At 51.7% G+C, this 16180-nt stretch carries 19 protein-coding genes; 14 read left to right on the top strand and 5 right to left on the bottom strand.

The window, feature by feature from the left end; translation table 11 throughout:
• Positions 1-13 precede the first annotated feature (13 nt).
• Positions 14-991, bottom strand: coding sequence for a calcium/sodium antiporter (locus AC07UY_RS00375; protein WP_203359835.1), 978 nt, complete (start codon positions 989-991; stop codon positions 14-16).
• A gap of 212 nt (positions 992-1203) precedes the next feature.
• On the opposite strand from AC07UY_RS00375, the gene mlaF reads away from it, so the two are divergent.
• The 7 genes from mlaF to murA all read left to right on the top strand — a co-directional run bounded on the left by mlaF (position 1204) and on the right by murA (position 6009).
• Entirely contained in the window at positions 1204-2016 is an 813-nt protein-coding gene (mlaF, locus tag AC07UY_RS00380; RefSeq protein WP_192613628.1) for a phospholipid ABC transporter ATP-binding protein MlaF, read from the top strand.
• 7 nt (positions 2017-2023) lie between these two features.
• Complete coding sequence (mlaE, locus tag AC07UY_RS00385) at positions 2024-2806, top strand: lipid asymmetry maintenance ABC transporter permease subunit MlaE (protein WP_045448070.1); 783 nt, start codon at positions 2024-2026, stop codon at positions 2804-2806.
• A 4-nt stretch (positions 2807-2810) separates the two neighbouring features.
• A complete protein-coding gene (mlaD, locus tag AC07UY_RS00390; protein ID WP_203359837.1) occupies positions 2811-3368 on the top strand; it encodes an outer membrane lipid asymmetry maintenance protein MlaD in 558 nt (185 codons plus the stop codon).
• A gap of 18 nt (positions 3369-3386) precedes the next feature.
• A complete protein-coding gene (gene mlaC / locus AC07UY_RS00395) occupies positions 3387-4022 on the top strand; it encodes a phospholipid-binding protein MlaC (protein ID WP_494660888.1) in 636 nt (211 codons plus the stop codon).
• Positions 4022-4315 carry a lipid asymmetry maintenance protein MlaB gene (mlaB, locus tag AC07UY_RS00400; protein WP_203359839.1) on the top strand — a complete coding sequence of 98 codons (294 nt, stop codon included), beginning with the start codon at positions 4022-4024 and terminating at the stop codon, positions 4313-4315. The genes mlaC and mlaB overlap by 1 nt, the downstream gene beginning before the upstream one ends.
• A gap of 126 nt (positions 4316-4441) precedes the next feature.
• The gene (ibaG, locus tag AC07UY_RS00405; RefSeq protein ID WP_192613625.1) at positions 4442-4696 is read left to right on the top strand and encodes a BolA family iron metabolism protein IbaG; all 255 of its coding nucleotides are present in this window, start codon (positions 4442-4444) and stop codon (positions 4694-4696) included.
• Positions 4697-4749: 53 nt separating this feature from the next.
• Positions 4750-6009: a UDP-N-acetylglucosamine 1-carboxyvinyltransferase gene (gene murA, locus AC07UY_RS00410; protein ID WP_203359840.1), complete on the top strand. Its 1260-nt coding sequence runs from the start codon at positions 4750-4752 to the stop codon at positions 6007-6009.
• A gap of 58 nt (positions 6010-6067) precedes the next feature.
• Here the strand turns inward: murA and sfsB are convergent, their stop codons facing one another.
• Positions 6068-6352, bottom strand: coding sequence for a DNA-binding transcriptional regulator SfsB (gene sfsB / locus AC07UY_RS00415; RefSeq protein WP_494700567.1), 285 nt, complete (start codon positions 6350-6352; stop codon positions 6068-6070).
• A 228-nt stretch (positions 6353-6580) separates the two neighbouring features.
• Entirely contained in the window at positions 6581-7552 is a 972-nt protein-coding gene (ispB, locus tag AC07UY_RS00420; protein ID WP_192613622.1) for an octaprenyl diphosphate synthase, read from the bottom strand.
• A gap of 257 nt (positions 7553-7809) precedes the next feature.
• Between ispB and rplU the strand changes: the two genes are divergently transcribed.
• From rplU to cgtA, 4 genes are all read left to right on the top strand, one after another.
• Entirely contained in the window at positions 7810-8121 is a 312-nt protein-coding gene (gene rplU / locus AC07UY_RS00425; protein ID WP_203359842.1) for a 50S ribosomal protein L21, read from the top strand.
• 19 nt (positions 8122-8140) lie between these two features.
• Positions 8141-8398, top strand: a complete 258-nt coding sequence (rpmA, locus tag AC07UY_RS00430; RefSeq protein WP_003025030.1) for a 50S ribosomal protein L27 — start codon at positions 8141-8143, stop codon at positions 8396-8398.
• Positions 8399-8526: 128 nt separating this feature from the next.
• Positions 8527-9492 carry a DMT family transporter gene (locus AC07UY_RS00435; protein ID WP_192613621.1) on the top strand — a complete coding sequence of 322 codons (966 nt, stop codon included), beginning with the start codon at positions 8527-8529 and terminating at the stop codon, positions 9490-9492.
• A 15-nt stretch (positions 9493-9507) separates the two neighbouring features.
• On the top strand, positions 9508-10680 hold the full coding sequence (gene cgtA / locus AC07UY_RS00440; RefSeq protein ID WP_203359844.1) for an Obg family GTPase CgtA: 1173 nt from the start codon (positions 9508-9510) through the stop codon (positions 10678-10680).
• An 81-nt stretch (positions 10681-10761) separates the two neighbouring features.
• Here the strand turns inward: cgtA and dacB are convergent, their stop codons facing one another.
• Complete coding sequence (gene dacB / locus AC07UY_RS00445) at positions 10762-12195, bottom strand: serine-type D-Ala-D-Ala carboxypeptidase (RefSeq protein WP_494660889.1); 1434 nt, start codon at positions 12193-12195, stop codon at positions 10762-10764.
• Between the two features lie 250 nt (positions 12196-12445).
• Between dacB and greA the strand changes: the two genes are divergently transcribed.
• Entirely contained in the window at positions 12446-12922 is a 477-nt protein-coding gene (gene greA, locus AC07UY_RS00450) for a transcription elongation factor GreA (protein WP_192613618.1), read from the top strand.
• Positions 12923-13077: 155 nt separating this feature from the next.
• On the opposite strand, the gene yhbY is transcribed toward greA, so the two are convergent.
• Entirely contained in the window at positions 13078-13371 is a 294-nt protein-coding gene (yhbY, locus tag AC07UY_RS00455) for a ribosome assembly RNA-binding protein YhbY (RefSeq protein ID WP_004139797.1), read from the bottom strand.
• Positions 13372-13497: 126 nt separating this feature from the next.
• Here yhbY and rlmE point away from each other — a divergent pair, with 126 nt between their 5' ends.
• Complete coding sequence (rlmE, locus tag AC07UY_RS00460; RefSeq protein WP_192613617.1) at positions 13498-14127, top strand: 23S rRNA (uridine(2552)-2'-O)-methyltransferase RlmE; 630 nt, start codon at positions 13498-13500, stop codon at positions 14125-14127.
• A gap of 99 nt (positions 14128-14226) precedes the next feature.
• Positions 14227-16158, top strand: coding sequence for an ATP-dependent zinc metalloprotease FtsH (ftsH, locus tag AC07UY_RS00465; RefSeq protein ID WP_203359846.1), 1932 nt, complete (start codon positions 14227-14229; stop codon positions 16156-16158).
• Positions 16159-16180 lie beyond the last annotated feature (22 nt).

Consider the following 16180-nt stretch of genomic DNA (forward strand, 5'->3'; position numbering starts at 1 on the left):
AATCCGTTTCCAGTTACCCAACGAGAAGTGGCGATATCCAGTACAGCATCGCCAGCCATATGATAAAACCGCCAGTCAACAATACGCCCGCGCCCCGACCAATTCGGCGCGAACGATGCCAGCAGAGTAATGCAAAAATAATGCTGACCAGCAGCATGACGCCGTAGTCACGCCCAAAGGCTAAAAGGTTAACGCCACCCGGTGCTATCAGCGCCGGTAACCCCAAAACGATAACGATATTAAAAATATTAGCGCCGATGATGTTGCCGACGGCAATATCGTTTTCCCCTTTACGCACACCCGCGATAGCGGTCGCCAGCTCAGGTAAACTGGTGCCAATGGCCACCACCGTTAACCCGATAGTCAGCTCGCTCATGGCAAAATAATTGGCCAGTACCGTCGCGTTATCAACCACCATACGGGTTGCCATCGGCATAATAATCAGGGCGATGCCGAGCCACAAAAATGCAACGGGCAATCCGCCTTCACGCGGTAGCTCTGCAACCTGTTCGCGGGTAAGGCTGTCATTACCCTGACTGTCGGCCAGACGGGCGATTTTAACAATGAATAGCAGCCATAGCACAGCCAGAAGTAGGAGAAAGATCCCATCACTGCGACTGAGTTGCCCATCGTGCAGGACATAACCTGCCAGAACGCTGACGAATAACATTAATGGCAATTCACGACGCAGAACATCAGAATGCACGGTAAAAGGGTGAAATAACGCGGCCAGGCCTAAGATCAACAGAATATTGGTAATATTTGAACCCATTGCCGTACCGACAGCGAGATCGAGTTGTCCATGCAGCGATGCGGCAACCGACACGATAATTTCCGGTAACGAGGTCCCGATACTGACCACCGTCATCCCAATGACGAGCGGAGGGACACCCAACATTCGACATAGAATGGACGCGGCAAACACCAGGCGATCGGCACTGTAGACGACCAGAAGTAAACCAATAATTAACAGCGCCGTTGCTAAAAGCATCTAAAGTCCTTTCTTCAGGTATACTCGCCGGTCCACGGGAGAGATTGCCTGGAGGCCGTAACGAATTCTTAATTTTGACTTTATGCGGCTAAAAAGTAAAACAAATGCCAGCTTTAGCTAACCGGGGCGGGTAATATTCTGTAAATATGTTGGGTTCATGGTGAAATTCAACGCCATGATGAGATCAACAAAGTAATACGAAGGATGAATCAATGGGTCAGTCTGTGGCGAATTTAGTCGATATGCGCGACGTCAGCTTTACCCGGGGCGATCGTTGTATTTTCGATAATATTTCCCTGACGGTGCCACGTGGAAAGGTCACAGCGATCATGGGGCCGTCGGGCATCGGTAAAACCACGCTGTTACGCTTGATCGGTGGGCAGATCGCGCCTGACAAAGGAGAGATTCTGTTTGATGGCGAGAATGTTCCCGCCATGTCCCGTTCACGGCTATACACTGTACGTAAGCGTATGAGCATGCTGTTTCAGTCAGGGGCGCTGTTCACTGACATGAATGTGTTTGATAACGTGGCCTATCCGCTGCGTGAGCATACGCATTTACCCGCGGCTTTACTCAAAAGTACCGTCATGATGAAACTTGAGGCCGTTGGGCTACGCGGTGCCGCAAAATTAATGCCTTCTGAACTTTCTGGCGGGATGGCGCGACGGGCGGCGTTAGCGCGTGCTATTGCTCTGGAGCCGGATCTCATCATGTTTGATGAACCGTTCGTTGGTCAGGACCCTATCACCATGGGCGTGCTGGTAAAGCTGATTTCAGAACTGAACAGCTCACTGGGCGTGACCTGCGTAGTGGTCTCTCACGATGTCCCCGAAGTGCTGAGTATTGCGGATCACGCCTTTATCATGGCGGATAAAAAAATTGTGGCTCATGGCAGTGCTCAGGCGCTGCAAGACAACGCAGACCCGCGCGTACGCCAGTTCCTTGACGGTATCGCCGACGGACCCGTTCCGTTCCGCTACCCCGCGGGCGACTATCACACCGATTTACTCGAAACAGGGAGTTAAGCCACTCATGCTGTTAAATGCGCTGGCATCACTCGGACACAGAGGGATCAAAACTCTCAGGACGTTCGGGCGGGCCGGGTTAATGTTATTCAATGCGGTGGTTGGTAAGCCGGAGTTTCGCAAGCATGCGCCGTTACTGATTCGTCAGCTCTATAATGTGGGTGTCTTGTCGATGCTTATCATTATTGTGTCTGGCGTGTTCATTGGCATGGTGCTGGGACTGCAGGGCTATCTGGTTCTGACGACGTACAGTGCGGAAACCAGTCTCGGTATGCTGGTGGCGCTGTCGTTGCTGCGTGAACTGGGGCCGGTTGTTGCGGCGCTGTTGTTTGCCGGGCGCGCCGGCTCTGCCTTAACCGCAGAGATTGGTCTTATGCGTGCGACCGAGCAGCTTTCCAGTATGGAAATGATGGCGGTCGATCCATTGCGCCGGGTGATTTCCCCGCGCTTCTGGGCTGGCGTTATTTCGTTGCCGTTGCTCACCATTATTTTTGTGGCGGTGGGTATCTGGGGCGGATCGCTGGTTGGCGTAAGCTGGAAAGGTATCGATGCTGGTTTCTTCTGGTCGGCGATGCAAAACGCTGTCGACTGGCGTCTGGACCTTGTGAACTGTTTGATTAAGAGCGTGGTGTTTGCCATTACGGTAACGTGGATTGCACTGTTCAATGGATATGACGCGATCCCGACTTCTGCCGGGATTAGCCGGGCAACGACACGCACCGTTGTGCACGCGTCTCTGGCCGTTCTCGGTCTGGATTTTGTGCTGACCGCACTGATGTTTGGGAATTGAGTTCATGCAAACGAAAAAAAATGAAATTTGGGTGGGGATCTTCTTGTTGGTTGCGCTGCTGGCGGCGTTCTTTATCTGCCTGAAAGCGGCGAACGTGACCTCCATGCGTACGGAGCCGACCTACACGGTTTATGCGACTTTCGATAACATTGGCGGACTGAGAGAACGCTCTCCTGTTCGTATTGGCGGCGTGGTTGTGGGACGGGTTTCAGACATCTCGTTAGATCCGAAAACCTATCTGCCACGCGTTACGCTGGATATCGAAGAGCGTTATAACCAAATTCCTGATACCAGTTCCCTGAGCATCCGTACTTCCGGTCTGCTTGGTGAGCAATATCTGGCCCTGAACGTCGGTTTCGACGATCCAGAGTTGGGAACGTCTATGCTCAAGGATGGCAGCACCATTCAGGACACCAAATCGGCAATGGTTCTGGAAGATATGATTGGTCAGTTCCTTTACAACAGCAACAGTAAAGGTGATGAGAATAAGAATTCTGGCGATGCGCCTGGCGCAACGGAAGGCAATAATGATGCTACTGGGCCTGCGGGCGCAACGAAATAATCTCAGGAGAATCGACGTATGTTTAAACGATTAATGATGGTAGCGATGCTGGTGATTGCACCGCTGAGCGCTGCGACGGCGGCCGACCAGACCAACCCGTACAAACAGATGGACGAAGCGGCGCAAAAAACTTTTAGCCGTCTTAAAAACGAACAGCCCAAAATCCGTGCTAACCCGGATTACCTGCGTGATGTCGTTGATCAGGAACTGCTGCCGTATGTACAGGTGAAATACGCAGGCGCTCTGGTTCTGGGGCGTTACTACAAAGATGCTACTCCGGCACAACGCGATGCCTATTTCGTCGCCTTTCGTGAATACCTGAAACAGGCTTATGGTCAGGCTTTGGCGATGTACCATGGTCAGACTTACCAGATTGCGCCGGAACAACCGCTGGGCGATGCAACCATCGTACCGATTCGCGTCACCATCAATGATCCGAACGGCCGTCCTCCGGTTCGCCTGGACTTTCAGTGGCGTAAAAACACGCAAACCGGTCACTGGCAGGCCTATGACATGATCGCGGAAGGCGTCAGCATGATCACCACTAAACAGAATGAGTGGAGCGACCTGCTGCGTACCAAAGGCATTGATGGCCTGACCGCACAGTTGAAATCCATCGCTCAACAAAAAATCACACTGGAAGAGAAAAAATAATGACGCAGTCACTCAGCTGGACGCGTGAAGGTGAAAAGCTGGCGTTAGCGGGTGAACTGGATCAGGACGTGCTAAACCCGTTATGGGATGTACGTGTGGAGGTCATGAAAGGTGTCACCTGCATCGATCTGAGCCAGGTTTCCCGGGTAGATTCGGGAGGGCTGGCGTTACTGGTCCATCTCATTAATCAGGCAAAACGGCAGGGTAATACCGTTTCGCTTAGCGGTGTAGACGAAAAAGTTTATACGCTGGCGGAGCTTTACAATTTGCCCAACGACGTGCTGCCACGCTAATTTTTTCAGTACGTTACTATCGAAAGCCCCGATCGTCTTCGCATCGGGGCTTTTTGCTTATTTAAGACAGCGCCACTTTGCTCTAAGATGTTGGGCTGTTTTCACTATTTGACGAATAAAGAGCCCATGGAAAATCATGAAATTCAGAGCGTGCTGATGAACGCACTCTCCCTCCAGGAAGTCCACGTCTCTGGCGATGGCAGTCACTTTCAGGTTATCGCCGTGGGTGAGATGTTTGACGGTATGAGCCGGGTCAAGAAACAGCAATCGGTCTATGGTCCGTTGATGGAATACATTGCGGACAACCGCATCCATGCCGTGTCGATCAAAACGTTTACGCCTGCTGAGTGGGCACGCGATCGCAAACTTAACGGTTTTTGAGCTACGGGTGACTCACCGGTAGCGAGTATGAATTCTTAACAGAGAACAGAATAATGGATAAATTTCGTGTTCAGGGGCCGACCACGCTCCAGGGCGAAGTCACAATTTCAGGCGCTAAAAATGCCGCACTGCCGATCCTCTTCGCCGCATTGCTGGCTGAAGAGCCGGTAGAAATTCAGAACGTCCCTAAACTGAAAGACGTTGATACGTCAATGAAGCTGCTGAGCCAGCTGGGTGCAAAAGTTGAACGCAATGGCTCTGTGCACATTGATGCCAGCGATGTGAACGTTTTCTGCGCCCCTTATGACCTGGTGAAAACCATGCGTGCATCCATCTGGGCACTTGGCCCGCTGGTGGCGCGTTTTGGTCAGGGCCAGGTTTCTCTGCCGGGTGGTTGCACCATCGGCGCGCGTCCGGTAGACCTGCACATCACGGGTCTGGAGCAACTGGGCGCCACCATCAAGCTGGAAGAAGGGTACGTTAAAGCATCTGTGGAAGGGCGCCTGAAAGGCGCGCATATCGTGATGGATAAAGTCAGCGTTGGCGCGACGGTCACTATCATGTGTGCCGCTACGCTGGCAGAAGGCACCACCATTATCGAAAACGCCGCTCGTGAACCTGAAATTGTCGATACCGCGAACTTCCTGATTGCGATGGGTGCAAAGGTCAGCGGGCATGGCACTGATCGTATCACCATCGAAGGCGTTGAGCGTTTGGGCGGCGGCGTCTACCGCGTTCTGCCTGACCGTATTGAAACCGGTACGTTCCTGGTGGCTGCGGCCATTTCTCGCGGCAAAATCGTCTGCCGTAACGCGCAGCCAGACACCCTGGACGCCGTTCTGGCAAAACTGCGCGATGCTGGCGCGGACATTGAAGTTGGCGCTGACTGGATCAGTCTCGACATGCACGGCAAACGCCCGAAAGCGGTCAATGTGCGTACTGCGCCGCATCCGGCGTTCCCGACCGATATGCAGGCACAGTTCACTCTGCTGAACCTGGTAGCGGAAGGGACTGGGTTCATCACCGAAACCGTTTTTGAAAACCGCTTTATGCACGTCCCTGAATTGAGTCGTATGGGCGCGCATGCAGAAATCGAAAGCAACACGGTGATTTGCCATGGCGTTGAAAAACTCTCCGGCGCGCAGGTAATGGCGACGGATCTGCGGGCATCTGCGAGCCTGGTGCTGGCGGGTTGTATTGCGGAAGGCACCACAGTGGTGGATCGCATTTATCACATCGATCGCGGCTATGAGCGCATTGAAGATAAACTGCGTGCGCTGGGTGCGAACATTGAGCGTGTGAAAGGCGAATAATCGTCTTCTGCTTCGGTAATCCCCATTTATTACACAAGTTGGGGATTACCGTTTCCCTTCACTCTACGACCTTTTTCTCTCTGCGAGCGCGCATCAGTCGTGTACTGTCGATAAATTCGTGTGTCTGCGAATCATGATATCGTGATGGCCAAATCACCCAGGGATCTGTTCCTAGTGCTTGTGCAATAATCAATTCACCTTTAGGCCACGGGCGGGTTAAGGCATTCGCTAATGTAGAAGAACTGAGCCCATTTTTGCGTGATTCCGCAGCCATAGATGTCCCTTTTTTACGTAATCCAGCGATAATATCGGCTGGATGCCAGTCAATGAGTTTGCTCTCCATCAATCCCTCACTCCTTTGGTCAGTCACTTGCGGTTGGAAAAATCAGCAGGTGATCGACACTATACTCCCGGAGAACGAATGTTCTAAAATGTTCATGTAATGGTGGTGAATATTCAGAATATATCAAGGAAAAATAGCGGTTGAATCAAGGGTGGTAGAGGTGTTTTTAGATATTTTATGGAACGTATATGAATCATCCCGTGCATGGCACGGGATGAGAAAAGGGGATTAACGATCGCGTTGCACTGCAATGTGCGCCAGGCCAATTAATGCCTCGCGCCATGGGGTGTCAGGTAGAACCTGAAGGGCTTCGATCGCTTTGTCAGCTTCTTCTTCAGCACGCTGACGTGTCCACTCCAGTGACCCGCAGGCGGTCATTGCTTCCAGAACAGGTTCCAGAAGGTGTCGGCCATTACCTTGTTCAATGGCATTACGGATCATCTGCGCTTGCTCTGGGGTGCCATTACGCATGGCATGCAGCAGAGGTAACGTCGGTTTACCCTCGTTAAGGTCGTCACCCACGTTTTTACCTAACTGCTCGCCATCTGCACTGTAATCCAGTAAATCGTCAATCAACTGGAAAGCGGTGCCGAGATAGCGGCCATAATCCTGCAACCCTTTTTCCTGTTCGTCGCTACAACCCGCCAGGATACCTGAACATTGCGCCGCCGCTTCAAACAGTCGCGCCGTTTTGCTGTAGATGACGCGCATATAGTTTTCTTCGGTGATGTCAGGATCGTTCACGTTCATTAGCTGCAGGACTTCACCTTCTGCAATAACGTTGACGGCGGAAGACATCACCTCCAGCACTTTCAGCGAACCAAGGCTGGTCATCATCTGGAAGGCGCGGGTATAGATAAAGTCACCCACCAATACGCTGGCTGCATTGCCAAAAGCCGCATTCGCCGTTGCCTTCCCACGGCGCATATCTGATTCATCCACAACATCATCATGAAGCAGGGTTGCTGTGTGGATAAACTCGATTAAGGCCGCAATCGTGACGTGTTTTTTCTCCTCGTAACCAACGGCGCGTGCAGCGAGGACGGCGATCATCGGGCGGATGCGTTTTCCACCGCCACTCACGATGTAATACCCTAACTGATTGATCAGTTGGACGTCGGAATTGAGCTGTTCAAGGATTGTCGCATTGACACCCGCCATATCTTGCGCGGTTAACTCATTGATTTTTTCTAAATTCATCGCAAAAGCCGGGCTTATCGCCCCGATTACCTCACAGTGCAACAAGGTAACTTAGGGTTTAGGGTTAGGAATATATGCTGATTGTACTGAAAAAACGCCATAGATAAACGTTACCGTACGTGTTGTGTTTTTTTTCTTCATGTATTGATGCTAGCTCTTGTCAAAGGCTCGCGTTTTGCGTAATATTCGCGCCCTATTGTGAATATTTATAGCGCACTCTGAATCATTGAAAGGTGTGCGCGGAAGCGGAGTTTTTTATGTACGCGGTTTTCCAAAGTGGTGGTAAACAACACCGAGTAAGCGAAGGTCAGACCGTTCGCCTGGAAAAGCTGGACATCGCAACTGGCGAATCTATCGAGTTCGCTGAAGTTCTGATGATCGCAAACGGTGAAGAAGTCAAAATCGGCGTTCCTTTCGTTGATGGCGGCGTAATCAAAGCTGAAGTTGTTGCTCATGGTCGTGGCGAGAAAATTAAAATCGTTAAGTTTCGTCGCCGTAAACACTACCGTAAGCAGCAGGGCCATCGTCAGTGGTTCACTGATGTGAAAATCACTGGCATCAGCGCTTAAGTTAAGGGGAGCAGATTAAATGGCACATAAAAAGGCTGGCGGCTCGACTCGTAACGGTCGCGATTCAGAAGCTAAACGTCTGGGCGTAAAACGCTTCGGCGGCGAAACAGTTCTGGCTGGTAGCATCATCGTTCGTCAACGTGGTACTAAATTCCACGCTGGTTCTAACGTTGGTTGCGGCAAAGACCACACTCTGTTTGCCAAAGCAGACGGTAAAGTGAAATTTGAAGTGAAAGGCCCGAAAAACCGTAAATTCATCAGCATCGTTGCTGAATAAATTTTTCGCGTCCCGGTAACGGATAAAAGCCCCGCAACGTGTTGCGGGGCTTTTTACATTCGACGACCGGTAAATATGCTCGCTGTACCGTTATCTTTCGGAAAGCGAGGTTTTGCAGGGAATACGGTATGAAGCAGCAGGCAGGCATTGGTATTCTTTTGGCGCTGACCACCGCAATATGCTGGGGTGCGTTGCCAATCGCGATGAAGCAAGTGCTGGAGGTGATGGAACCACCTACCGTCGTGTTCTACCGTTTTCTAATGGCAAGTCTCGGTCTTGGGACCATTCTTGCGGTTAGAAGAAAGCTCCCGCCGTTGCGTATTTTTCGTAAACCGCGTTGGCTGGTATTACTGGCCATTGCCACAGGCGGGCTGTTCGGGAATTTCATCCTGTTCAGCTCTTCTCTGCAGTATTTGAGTCCCACGGCCTCGCAGGTTATCGGTCAACTGTCACCGGTTGGCATGATGGTCGCCAGCGTATTTATCCTCAAGGAGAAAATGCGTGGCACGCAGGTTGTTGGCGCGATCATGCTTCTGAGCGGGCTGGTGATGTTCTTTAATACCAGTCTGTTCGAGATATTTACCAAACTGACGGATTACACCTGGGGTGTGATTTTTGGTGTCGGGGCGGCGACAGTCTGGGTGAGCTACGGCGTCGCGCAAAAGGTGTTATTGCGTCGTCTGGCCTCACAGCAGATTCTGTTTTTGCTGTACACTTTGTGTACAATTGCGTTATTGCCTTTGGCGAAGCCAGGGGTGATATCGCAGCTTAGCGACTGGCAGCTCGCGTGTTTAGTTTTCTGCGGGCTGAATACGCTGGTAGGATATGGCGCCCTGGCGGAAGCGATGGCGCGCTGGCAAGCAGCGCAGGTGAGCGCGTTAATCACGCTCACGCCGCTGTTTACGCTGTTATTTTCAGATCTATTATCTATGGCCTGGCCCGATTTCTTCGCCAGACCGATGTTAAACCTTTTAGGTTATCTCGGTGCGTTTGTCGTGGTTGCGGGCGCGATGTATTCCGCCATTGGTCATCGTATTTGGGGCGGATTACGTAAGCATGAAACGGTGGTTTCGCAACCCCGCTCAGGCGAATGATTTACGGAGAGTAAAATGAAGTTTGTTGATGAAGCATCGATTCTGGTCGTTGCAGGTGATGGCGGTAATGGTTGCGTCAGCTTCCGCCGCGAGAAATACATCCCGAAAGGCGGCCCGGATGGCGGTGATGGTGGTGATGGTGGTGACGTCTGGCTGGAAGCCGACGAAAACCTGAATACGCTGATCGATTACCGCTTTGAAAAATCGTTCCGTGCAGAACGTGGCCAGAATGGTGCCAGCCGTGACTGTACCGGTAAACGCGGCAAAGATGTCACCGTTAAAGTGCCTGTAGGTACGCGCGTTATCGATCAGGGTACCGGCGAAACAATGGGTGACATGACCAAACACGGTCAGCGCCTGATGGTTGCCAAAGGTGGCTGGCACGGCCTGGGGAACACCCGTTTCAAATCCTCGGTGAACCGTACTCCACGTCAGAAAACGATGGGTACACCGGGTGATAAACGCGATCTGATGCTGGAGCTGATGCTGCTGGCTGATGTTGGTATGTTGGGGATGCCTAACGCCGGTAAATCGACGTTTATCCGCGCTGTCTCTGCAGCGAAACCCAAAGTAGCGGATTATCCGTTTACCACGCTGGTGCCGAGCCTGGGCGTTGTGCGTATGGACAACGAAAAGAGCTTCGTAGTTGCTGACATTCCTGGTCTGATTGAAGGTGCTGCGGAAGGCGCCGGTCTGGGGATTCGCTTCCTGAAGCACCTGGAGCGCTGTCGCGTACTGCTGCACCTCATTGATATCGATCCGATTGACGGTTCTGATCCGGTTGAGAATGCCCGTATCATTATTGGCGAACTGGAAAAATACAGTCAGGATCTGGCCTCCAAACCGCGCTGGTTAGTGTTCAACAAAATTGATTTGATGGACAAAGCGGAAGCGGAAGAAAAAGCGAAAGCTATCGCCGAAGCGCTGGGTTGGGAAGATAAATACTATCTGATCTCCGCAGCCAGTCAGTTAGGTGTGAAAGATCTCTGCTGGGATGTGATGACCTTTATCATTGAGAATCCGATTGTTCAGGCTGAAGAAGCGAAACAGCCAGAGAAAGTCGAGTTCATGTGGGACGATTATCATCGTCAGCAGCTCGCGGAAGTCGAAGACGAAGCGGAAGATGACTGGGATGAAGATTGGGATGAAGACGACGAAGAAGGCGTCGAGTTCATCTACAAACGCTAATCTCCATAAAAAACCCCGGCCATGCCGGGGTTTTTTATGCCAGTCTTGTAGGCCGGATAAGCGCTATCCGGCAACACTCATCTAGTTATTCTGATAAATATCTTTATACAAACGACTTTCAAAACGGACCAGTGGAAGACGACGGTTGCGTTGGTCAGCTGGCTCTACGGCATACCCGGAAAGATACTGCACAAATGCCATCCTTTGTCCGCTGGCGGTAGTGATAAAGCCCGCCAGGTTATACACCCCCTGCAGTGAACCCGTTTTCGCCGATACCTTGCCATCTACGCCTGCCTGATGAAGCCCTGCACGGTATTGCAGAGAACCATCGTGGCCCGCCAGCGGCAGCATGGAGATAAAGTTCAGTTCATTGTCGTGCTGGGCAATGTATTGCAGCACCTGCATCATGGTGGCTGGGGCGATCAGGTTATGGCGGGAAAGGCCAGAGCCATCGGCAATAATGGTGTTGCCAATATTAACCCCTGCCTGTTGACGAAGGATCTGGCGAACTGCATCGGATCCTGCACGCCATGTCCCTGGGACGTTAAAGCGCGCGTGGCCAATCATACGGAACACCGTGTCGGCGATCATGTTGTCTGATTTTTTTAGCATAATCTTAAGCAGATCATGTAAAGGGGCTGACTGCTTACTGGCAATAACCGTTCCGGGCTCGTTGACCAATGTCTGGCGCAGCAGCGTACCGCTGTACGTGATCCCAGCCTGTTTTAGCTCATCTTTGATGATTGCTCCGGCATAACTGGCGCCATCCTGAATCGCGAAGGCCAGCGGAAGAGGATCGCTACGCTGAGGCAGGCAGCCGGTAAGCGTAAAGCGATTTAAATCACCGGGGACGACATCCAGTTCGCAATATTGCGCTTCGGCAGAGCCACGCGGTAGCGTGCGAACCTGGCTGAACATCGTCACCGGGTAATACGATGCCACGCGGATATACGCTAAATCATTCGCTTTTTCTGCGCTGTAAAGCGAAACCGAGAAGCAGTTCCTGTCGACAATGGCGGCAGCGGGTGGCGCGCTAAAACATTGCGTCATGTCGTTCCATGGCCAGCCGGGCGCTTTATCGTGGCTGGCAAAAATGGAGGTGTCGATGAGGACATTACCAGAAATTTGCGTCACGCCAGATTTCTTCAGGGTGGCGACCATATTGCGAATATCCTGACGTTTTAGCGTCGGATCGGCCCCAAATCGTGCAATCAGGTCACCGCTCAATACCCCATTTTCCACCGAACCTTTTGTCTCCAGCGTGGTGGTAAAACGAAAGTCGGGGCCAAGCTGGATCAATGCCGCCAGCGCGGTGATCACCTTTTGCGTGCTGGCGGGAAGCGCCATCTGCTGGCTGTGATAATCAATGGCGGGCGCGGGGGCACCGACCTTCTGTACCATTAAGGCAAGATTGGCCCCGTCGGGAAGTTGATTGATGTATTCGTCAACATTCGCGGCCTGGACGCTGAACGCTATACTGGTGGTCAATCCGATGATAAATCTGGAAAATCGCATAATCTCGCGCTAACAACCTGGAAACAAGCCGTCATACTACGGCGCATTGCCCTGAAAAGTAAACGATGACCCATAGGGAACTCCAGGGTAAAATGACTATCAAATAGAGAATTGTAGCTGACCTGGGACCTTGCGCCCCGGGTCGGTATTTTTTTGCTTCTGGTCCTGGTGTGGCGTCATGCCAGGGCGGGCTTAGCAGCCGGGGCAGGGTTTATCGCCCCCCTACAGGAATGTTCAAGAGGTATAACAAATGCAAGCTATTCCGATGACCTTACGTGGTGCTGAAAAACTGCGCGAAGAGCTGGATTTTCTGAAATCTGTGCGCCGTCCTGAAATTATTGCCGCTATCGCCGATGCGCGTGAACACGGCGACCTGAAAGAGAATGCTGAGTATCACGCCGCGCGTGAGCAGCAGGGTTTTTGCGAAGGACGCATTAAAGATATCGAAGCAAAGCTGTCCAATGCGCAGGTCATCGACATCACTAAAATGCCAAACAATGGTCGCGTGATTTTTGGTTCCACCGTCACCGTTCTGAACCTCGATACTGACGAAGAGCAGACTTACCGCATCGTTGGCGATGATGAAGCGGATTTTAAACAGAACCTGATTTCCGTGAACTCACCTATCGCGCGTGGCCTGGTGGGCAAAGAGCAGGATGATGTTGTGGTGATCAAAACGCCAGGCGGCGAAGTGGAATATGAAGTGATTAAGGTAGAATACCTGTAAGAATTACCCAATACTCAGGTTGTTGATGTATTGTAAAGAAAGGAAAAAGGCCGCATAGCGGCCTTTTATCAACGAACAGAGCGTGGCATTTTGCTCTCCTGCTTGCAGAAAACCCCTCGTTTTACACAGACTTCGTGTTCAACTTTAGGATATTCTTAGCGTGGCAGCGAGATTTTACGTTCTTTAGTCGGGCGATACAGTACCAGCGTTTTACCGATGACCTGTACGTTACAGGCGCCGGTTTCGCGTACGATAGCTTCCACGATCAAGGTTTTGGTTTCGCGATCTTCCGAGGCGATTTTCACCTTGATAAGTTCATGGTGCTCTAACGCTTGTTCAATCTCGGCCAGTACCCCTTCGGTCAAACCATTATTGCCAAGCATAACTACAGGCTTGAGCGGATGTGCCAGACCTTTCAGGTGCTGTTTTTGTTTAGTACTCAGATTCATCGTATATTTTTGCTTAGGTTGGGATTGAAAACGGGTCATTCTACCGCCATCTCCCTTATATCACCAAATAGCCGTGTAGAAATTTACACCGTTAGTTACGATGAACTGCCCCGATGGGAAAGTGAAATGACAGGTAAAAAGCGTTCTGCCAGCTCCAGTCGCTGGCTACAGGAACACTTTAGCGATAAATATGTTCAGCAGGCACAGAAAAAAGGGTTACGTTCTCGTGCCTGGTTTAAACTTGATGAAATACAGCAAAGTGACAAGATTTTTAAACCGGGGATGACGATTGTCGATCTCGGTGCTGCACCCGGTGGTTGGTCTCAATATGCGGTTACGCAGATAGGGAACAGTGGTCGCATTATCGCTTGTGATCTTTTACCGATGGATCCAATCGTTGGTGTAGACTTCCTTCAGGGCGATTTTCGTGATGAATTAGTCCTGAAAGCGTTACTTGAACGTGTCGGTGACAGTAAAGTACAAGTTGTCATGTCTGATATGGCGCCAAATATGTGTGGTACACCGGCGGTCGATATTCCCCGGGCGATGTATCTGGTAGAACTGGCGCTTGGAATGGCTCGTGATGTATTAGCGCCAGGTGGTAGTTTTGTAGTGAAAGTGTTCCAGGGCGAAGGATTCGATGAGTATCTAAGAGAAATTCGCTCCCTGTTTGCGAAGGTGAAAGTTCGTAAGCCGGACTCTTCTCGTGCGCGTTCACGTGAAGTGTACATTGTAGCGACCGGGCGAAAACCATAACCGGTAGATTTCAAACGAAAGTTTGAAAGACACTGGATATAGAGTATCCTGACGCTGTTTTTAACACAGTTGTAATAAGAGGTTAATCCCTTGAGTGACATGGCGAAAAACCTAATACTCTGGCTGGTCATTGCCGTCGTGCTGATGTCAGTATTCCAGAGCTTTGGGCCCAGCGAGTCTAATGGCCGTAAGGTGGATTATTCTACCTTCCTGCAAGAGGTCAACCAGGACCAGGTTCGTGAAGCGCGTATCAACGGACGTGAGATCAACGTTACCAAGAAAGATAGTAACCGTTACACGACTTACATACCGGTTAACGATCCGAAGCTGCTTGATAACCTGCTGACTAAAAACGTTAAAGTTGTTGGCGAACCACCAGAAGAGCCAAGCCTGCTGGCTTCAATCTTCATTTCCTGGTTCCCGATGCTGTTGCTAATCGGCGTCTGGATCTTCTTCATGCGTCAGATGCAGGGCGGCGGTGGCAAAGGCGCCATGTCGTTCGGTAAGAGCAAAGCGCGCATGCTGACAGAAGATCAGATCAAAACCACGTTTGCTGACGTTGCTGGTTGCGACGAAGCGAAAGAAGAAGTGGCTGAGCTGGTTGAATATCTGCGTGAACCGAGCCGTTTCCAGAAACTGGGCGGTAAAATCCCGAAAGGCGTCCTGATGGTCGGTCCTCCGGGTACCGGTAAAACCCTGCTGGCGAAAGCCATCGCGGGTGAAGCGAAGGTTCCCTTCTTTACGATTTCCGGTTCTGATTTTGTTGAAATGTTCGTGGGTGTCGGTGCATCTCGTGTGCGTGACATGTTCGAACAGGCCAAGAAAGCAGCACCGTGCATCATCTTTATCGATGAAATCGATGCCGTAGGCCGCCAGCGTGGCGCGGGCCTGGGCGGCGGTCACGATGAACGTGAGCAGACCCTGAACCAGATGCTGGTTGAGATGGACGGCTTCGAAGGTAACGAAGGTATCATCGTTATTGCGGCAACTAACCGCCCGGACGTTCTGGACCCGGCGCTGCTGCGTCCTGGCCGTTTCGACCGTCAGGTTGTGGTTGGCCTGCCAGATGTTCGCGGTCGTGAGCAGATCCTGAAAGTTCACATGCGTCGCGTACCGCTGGCGCCGGATATCGATGCGGCAATCATTGCCCGCGGTACCCCAGGATTCTCCGGTGCAGACCTGGCGAACCTGGTGAACGAAGCGGCACTGTTCGCTGCTCGTGGCAACAAACGCGTTGTATCAATGGTTGAGTTCGAGAAAGCGAAAGACAAAATCATGATGGGTGCGGAACGTCGCTCCATGGTGATGACGGAAGCGCAGAAAGAGTCTACCGCGTACCACGAAGCAGGCCATGCGATTATCGGTCGCCTGGTACCGGAACACGATCCGGTACACAAAGTAACGATTATCCCGCGTGGCCGTGCGCTGGGTGTGACCTTCTTCCTGCCTGAGGGCGACGCGATCAGCGCCAGCCGTCTGAAACTGGAAAGCCAGATCTCTACGCTGTACGGCGGTCGTCTGGCGGAAGAGATCATCTACGGCGTAGAACACGTTTCTACCGGTGCGTCGAACGACATTAAAGTCGCGACTAACCTGGCACGCAACATGGTGACGCAGTGGGGCTTCTCTGAAAAACTGGGTCCATTGCTGTACGCGGAAGAAGAAGGCGAAGTGTTCCTGGGACGTTCTGTTGCGAAAGCAAAACATATGTCCGATGAAACCGCGCGCATTATCGATCAGGAAGTTAAATTGCTGATTGAACGTAACTATGACCGCGCGCGTCGTCTTTTGAACGATAACCTGGACATTCTGCACTCGATGAAAGATGCACTCATGAAATATGAGACCATTGATGCGCCGCAGATTGATGATCTGATGGCTCGTCGCGATGTGCGCCCGCCTGCGGGTTGGGATGAGTCCGGTACTTCTAACAACTCTGGCAACAATGGCACCCCGAGTGCGCCGCGTCCGACTGAAGAGCCGCGTACGCCGAACCCGGGCAACATGTCAGAGCAGTTAGGCGACAAATAAGTTCGCGTTGTTGATGACTGCG

This window comes from Citrobacter sp. GW821-FHT02E08 (genome assembly GCF_059421685.1).

Coding starts and splice junctions, on each gene's coding strand:
- AC07UY_RS00375 (WP_203359835.1), bottom strand. CDS start 991: ATGCTTTTAGCAACGGCGCTGTTAATTATTGGTTTACTTCTGGTCGTC.
- mlaF (WP_192613628.1), top strand. CDS start 1,204: ATGGGTCAGTCTGTGGCGAATTTAGTCGATATGCGCGACGTCAGCTTT.
- mlaE (WP_045448070.1), top strand. CDS start 2,024: ATGCTGTTAAATGCGCTGGCATCACTCGGACACAGAGGGATCAAAACT.
- mlaD (WP_203359837.1), top strand. CDS start 2,811: ATGCAAACGAAAAAAAATGAAATTTGGGTGGGGATCTTCTTGTTGGTT.
- mlaC (WP_494660888.1), top strand. CDS start 3,387: ATGTTTAAACGATTAATGATGGTAGCGATGCTGGTGATTGCACCGCTG.
- mlaB (WP_203359839.1), top strand. CDS start 4,022: ATGACGCAGTCACTCAGCTGGACGCGTGAAGGTGAAAAGCTGGCGTTA.
- ibaG (WP_192613625.1), top strand. CDS start 4,442: ATGGAAAATCATGAAATTCAGAGCGTGCTGATGAACGCACTCTCCCTC.
- murA (WP_203359840.1), top strand. CDS start 4,750: ATGGATAAATTTCGTGTTCAGGGGCCGACCACGCTCCAGGGCGAAGTC.
- sfsB (WP_494700567.1), bottom strand. CDS start 6,352: ATGGAGAGCAAACTCATTGACTGGCATCCAGCCGATATTATCGCTGGA.
- ispB (WP_192613622.1), bottom strand. CDS start 7,552: ATGAATTTAGAAAAAATCAATGAGTTAACCGCGCAAGATATGGCGGGT.
- rplU (WP_203359842.1), top strand. CDS start 7,810: ATGTACGCGGTTTTCCAAAGTGGTGGTAAACAACACCGAGTAAGCGAA.
- rpmA (WP_003025030.1), top strand. CDS start 8,141: ATGGCACATAAAAAGGCTGGCGGCTCGACTCGTAACGGTCGCGATTCA.
- AC07UY_RS00435 (WP_192613621.1), top strand. CDS start 8,527: ATGAAGCAGCAGGCAGGCATTGGTATTCTTTTGGCGCTGACCACCGCA.
- cgtA (WP_203359844.1), top strand. CDS start 9,508: ATGAAGTTTGTTGATGAAGCATCGATTCTGGTCGTTGCAGGTGATGGC.
- dacB (WP_494660889.1), bottom strand. CDS start 12,195: ATGCGATTTTCCAGATTTATCATCGGATTGACCACCAGTATAGCGTTC.
- greA (WP_192613618.1), top strand. CDS start 12,446: ATGCAAGCTATTCCGATGACCTTACGTGGTGCTGAAAAACTGCGCGAA.
- yhbY (WP_004139797.1), bottom strand. CDS start 13,371: ATGAATCTGAGTACTAAACAAAAACAGCACCTGAAAGGTCTGGCACAT.
- rlmE (WP_192613617.1), top strand. CDS start 13,498: ATGACAGGTAAAAAGCGTTCTGCCAGCTCCAGTCGCTGGCTACAGGAA.
- ftsH (WP_203359846.1), top strand. CDS start 14,227: ATGGCGAAAAACCTAATACTCTGGCTGGTCATTGCCGTCGTGCTGATG.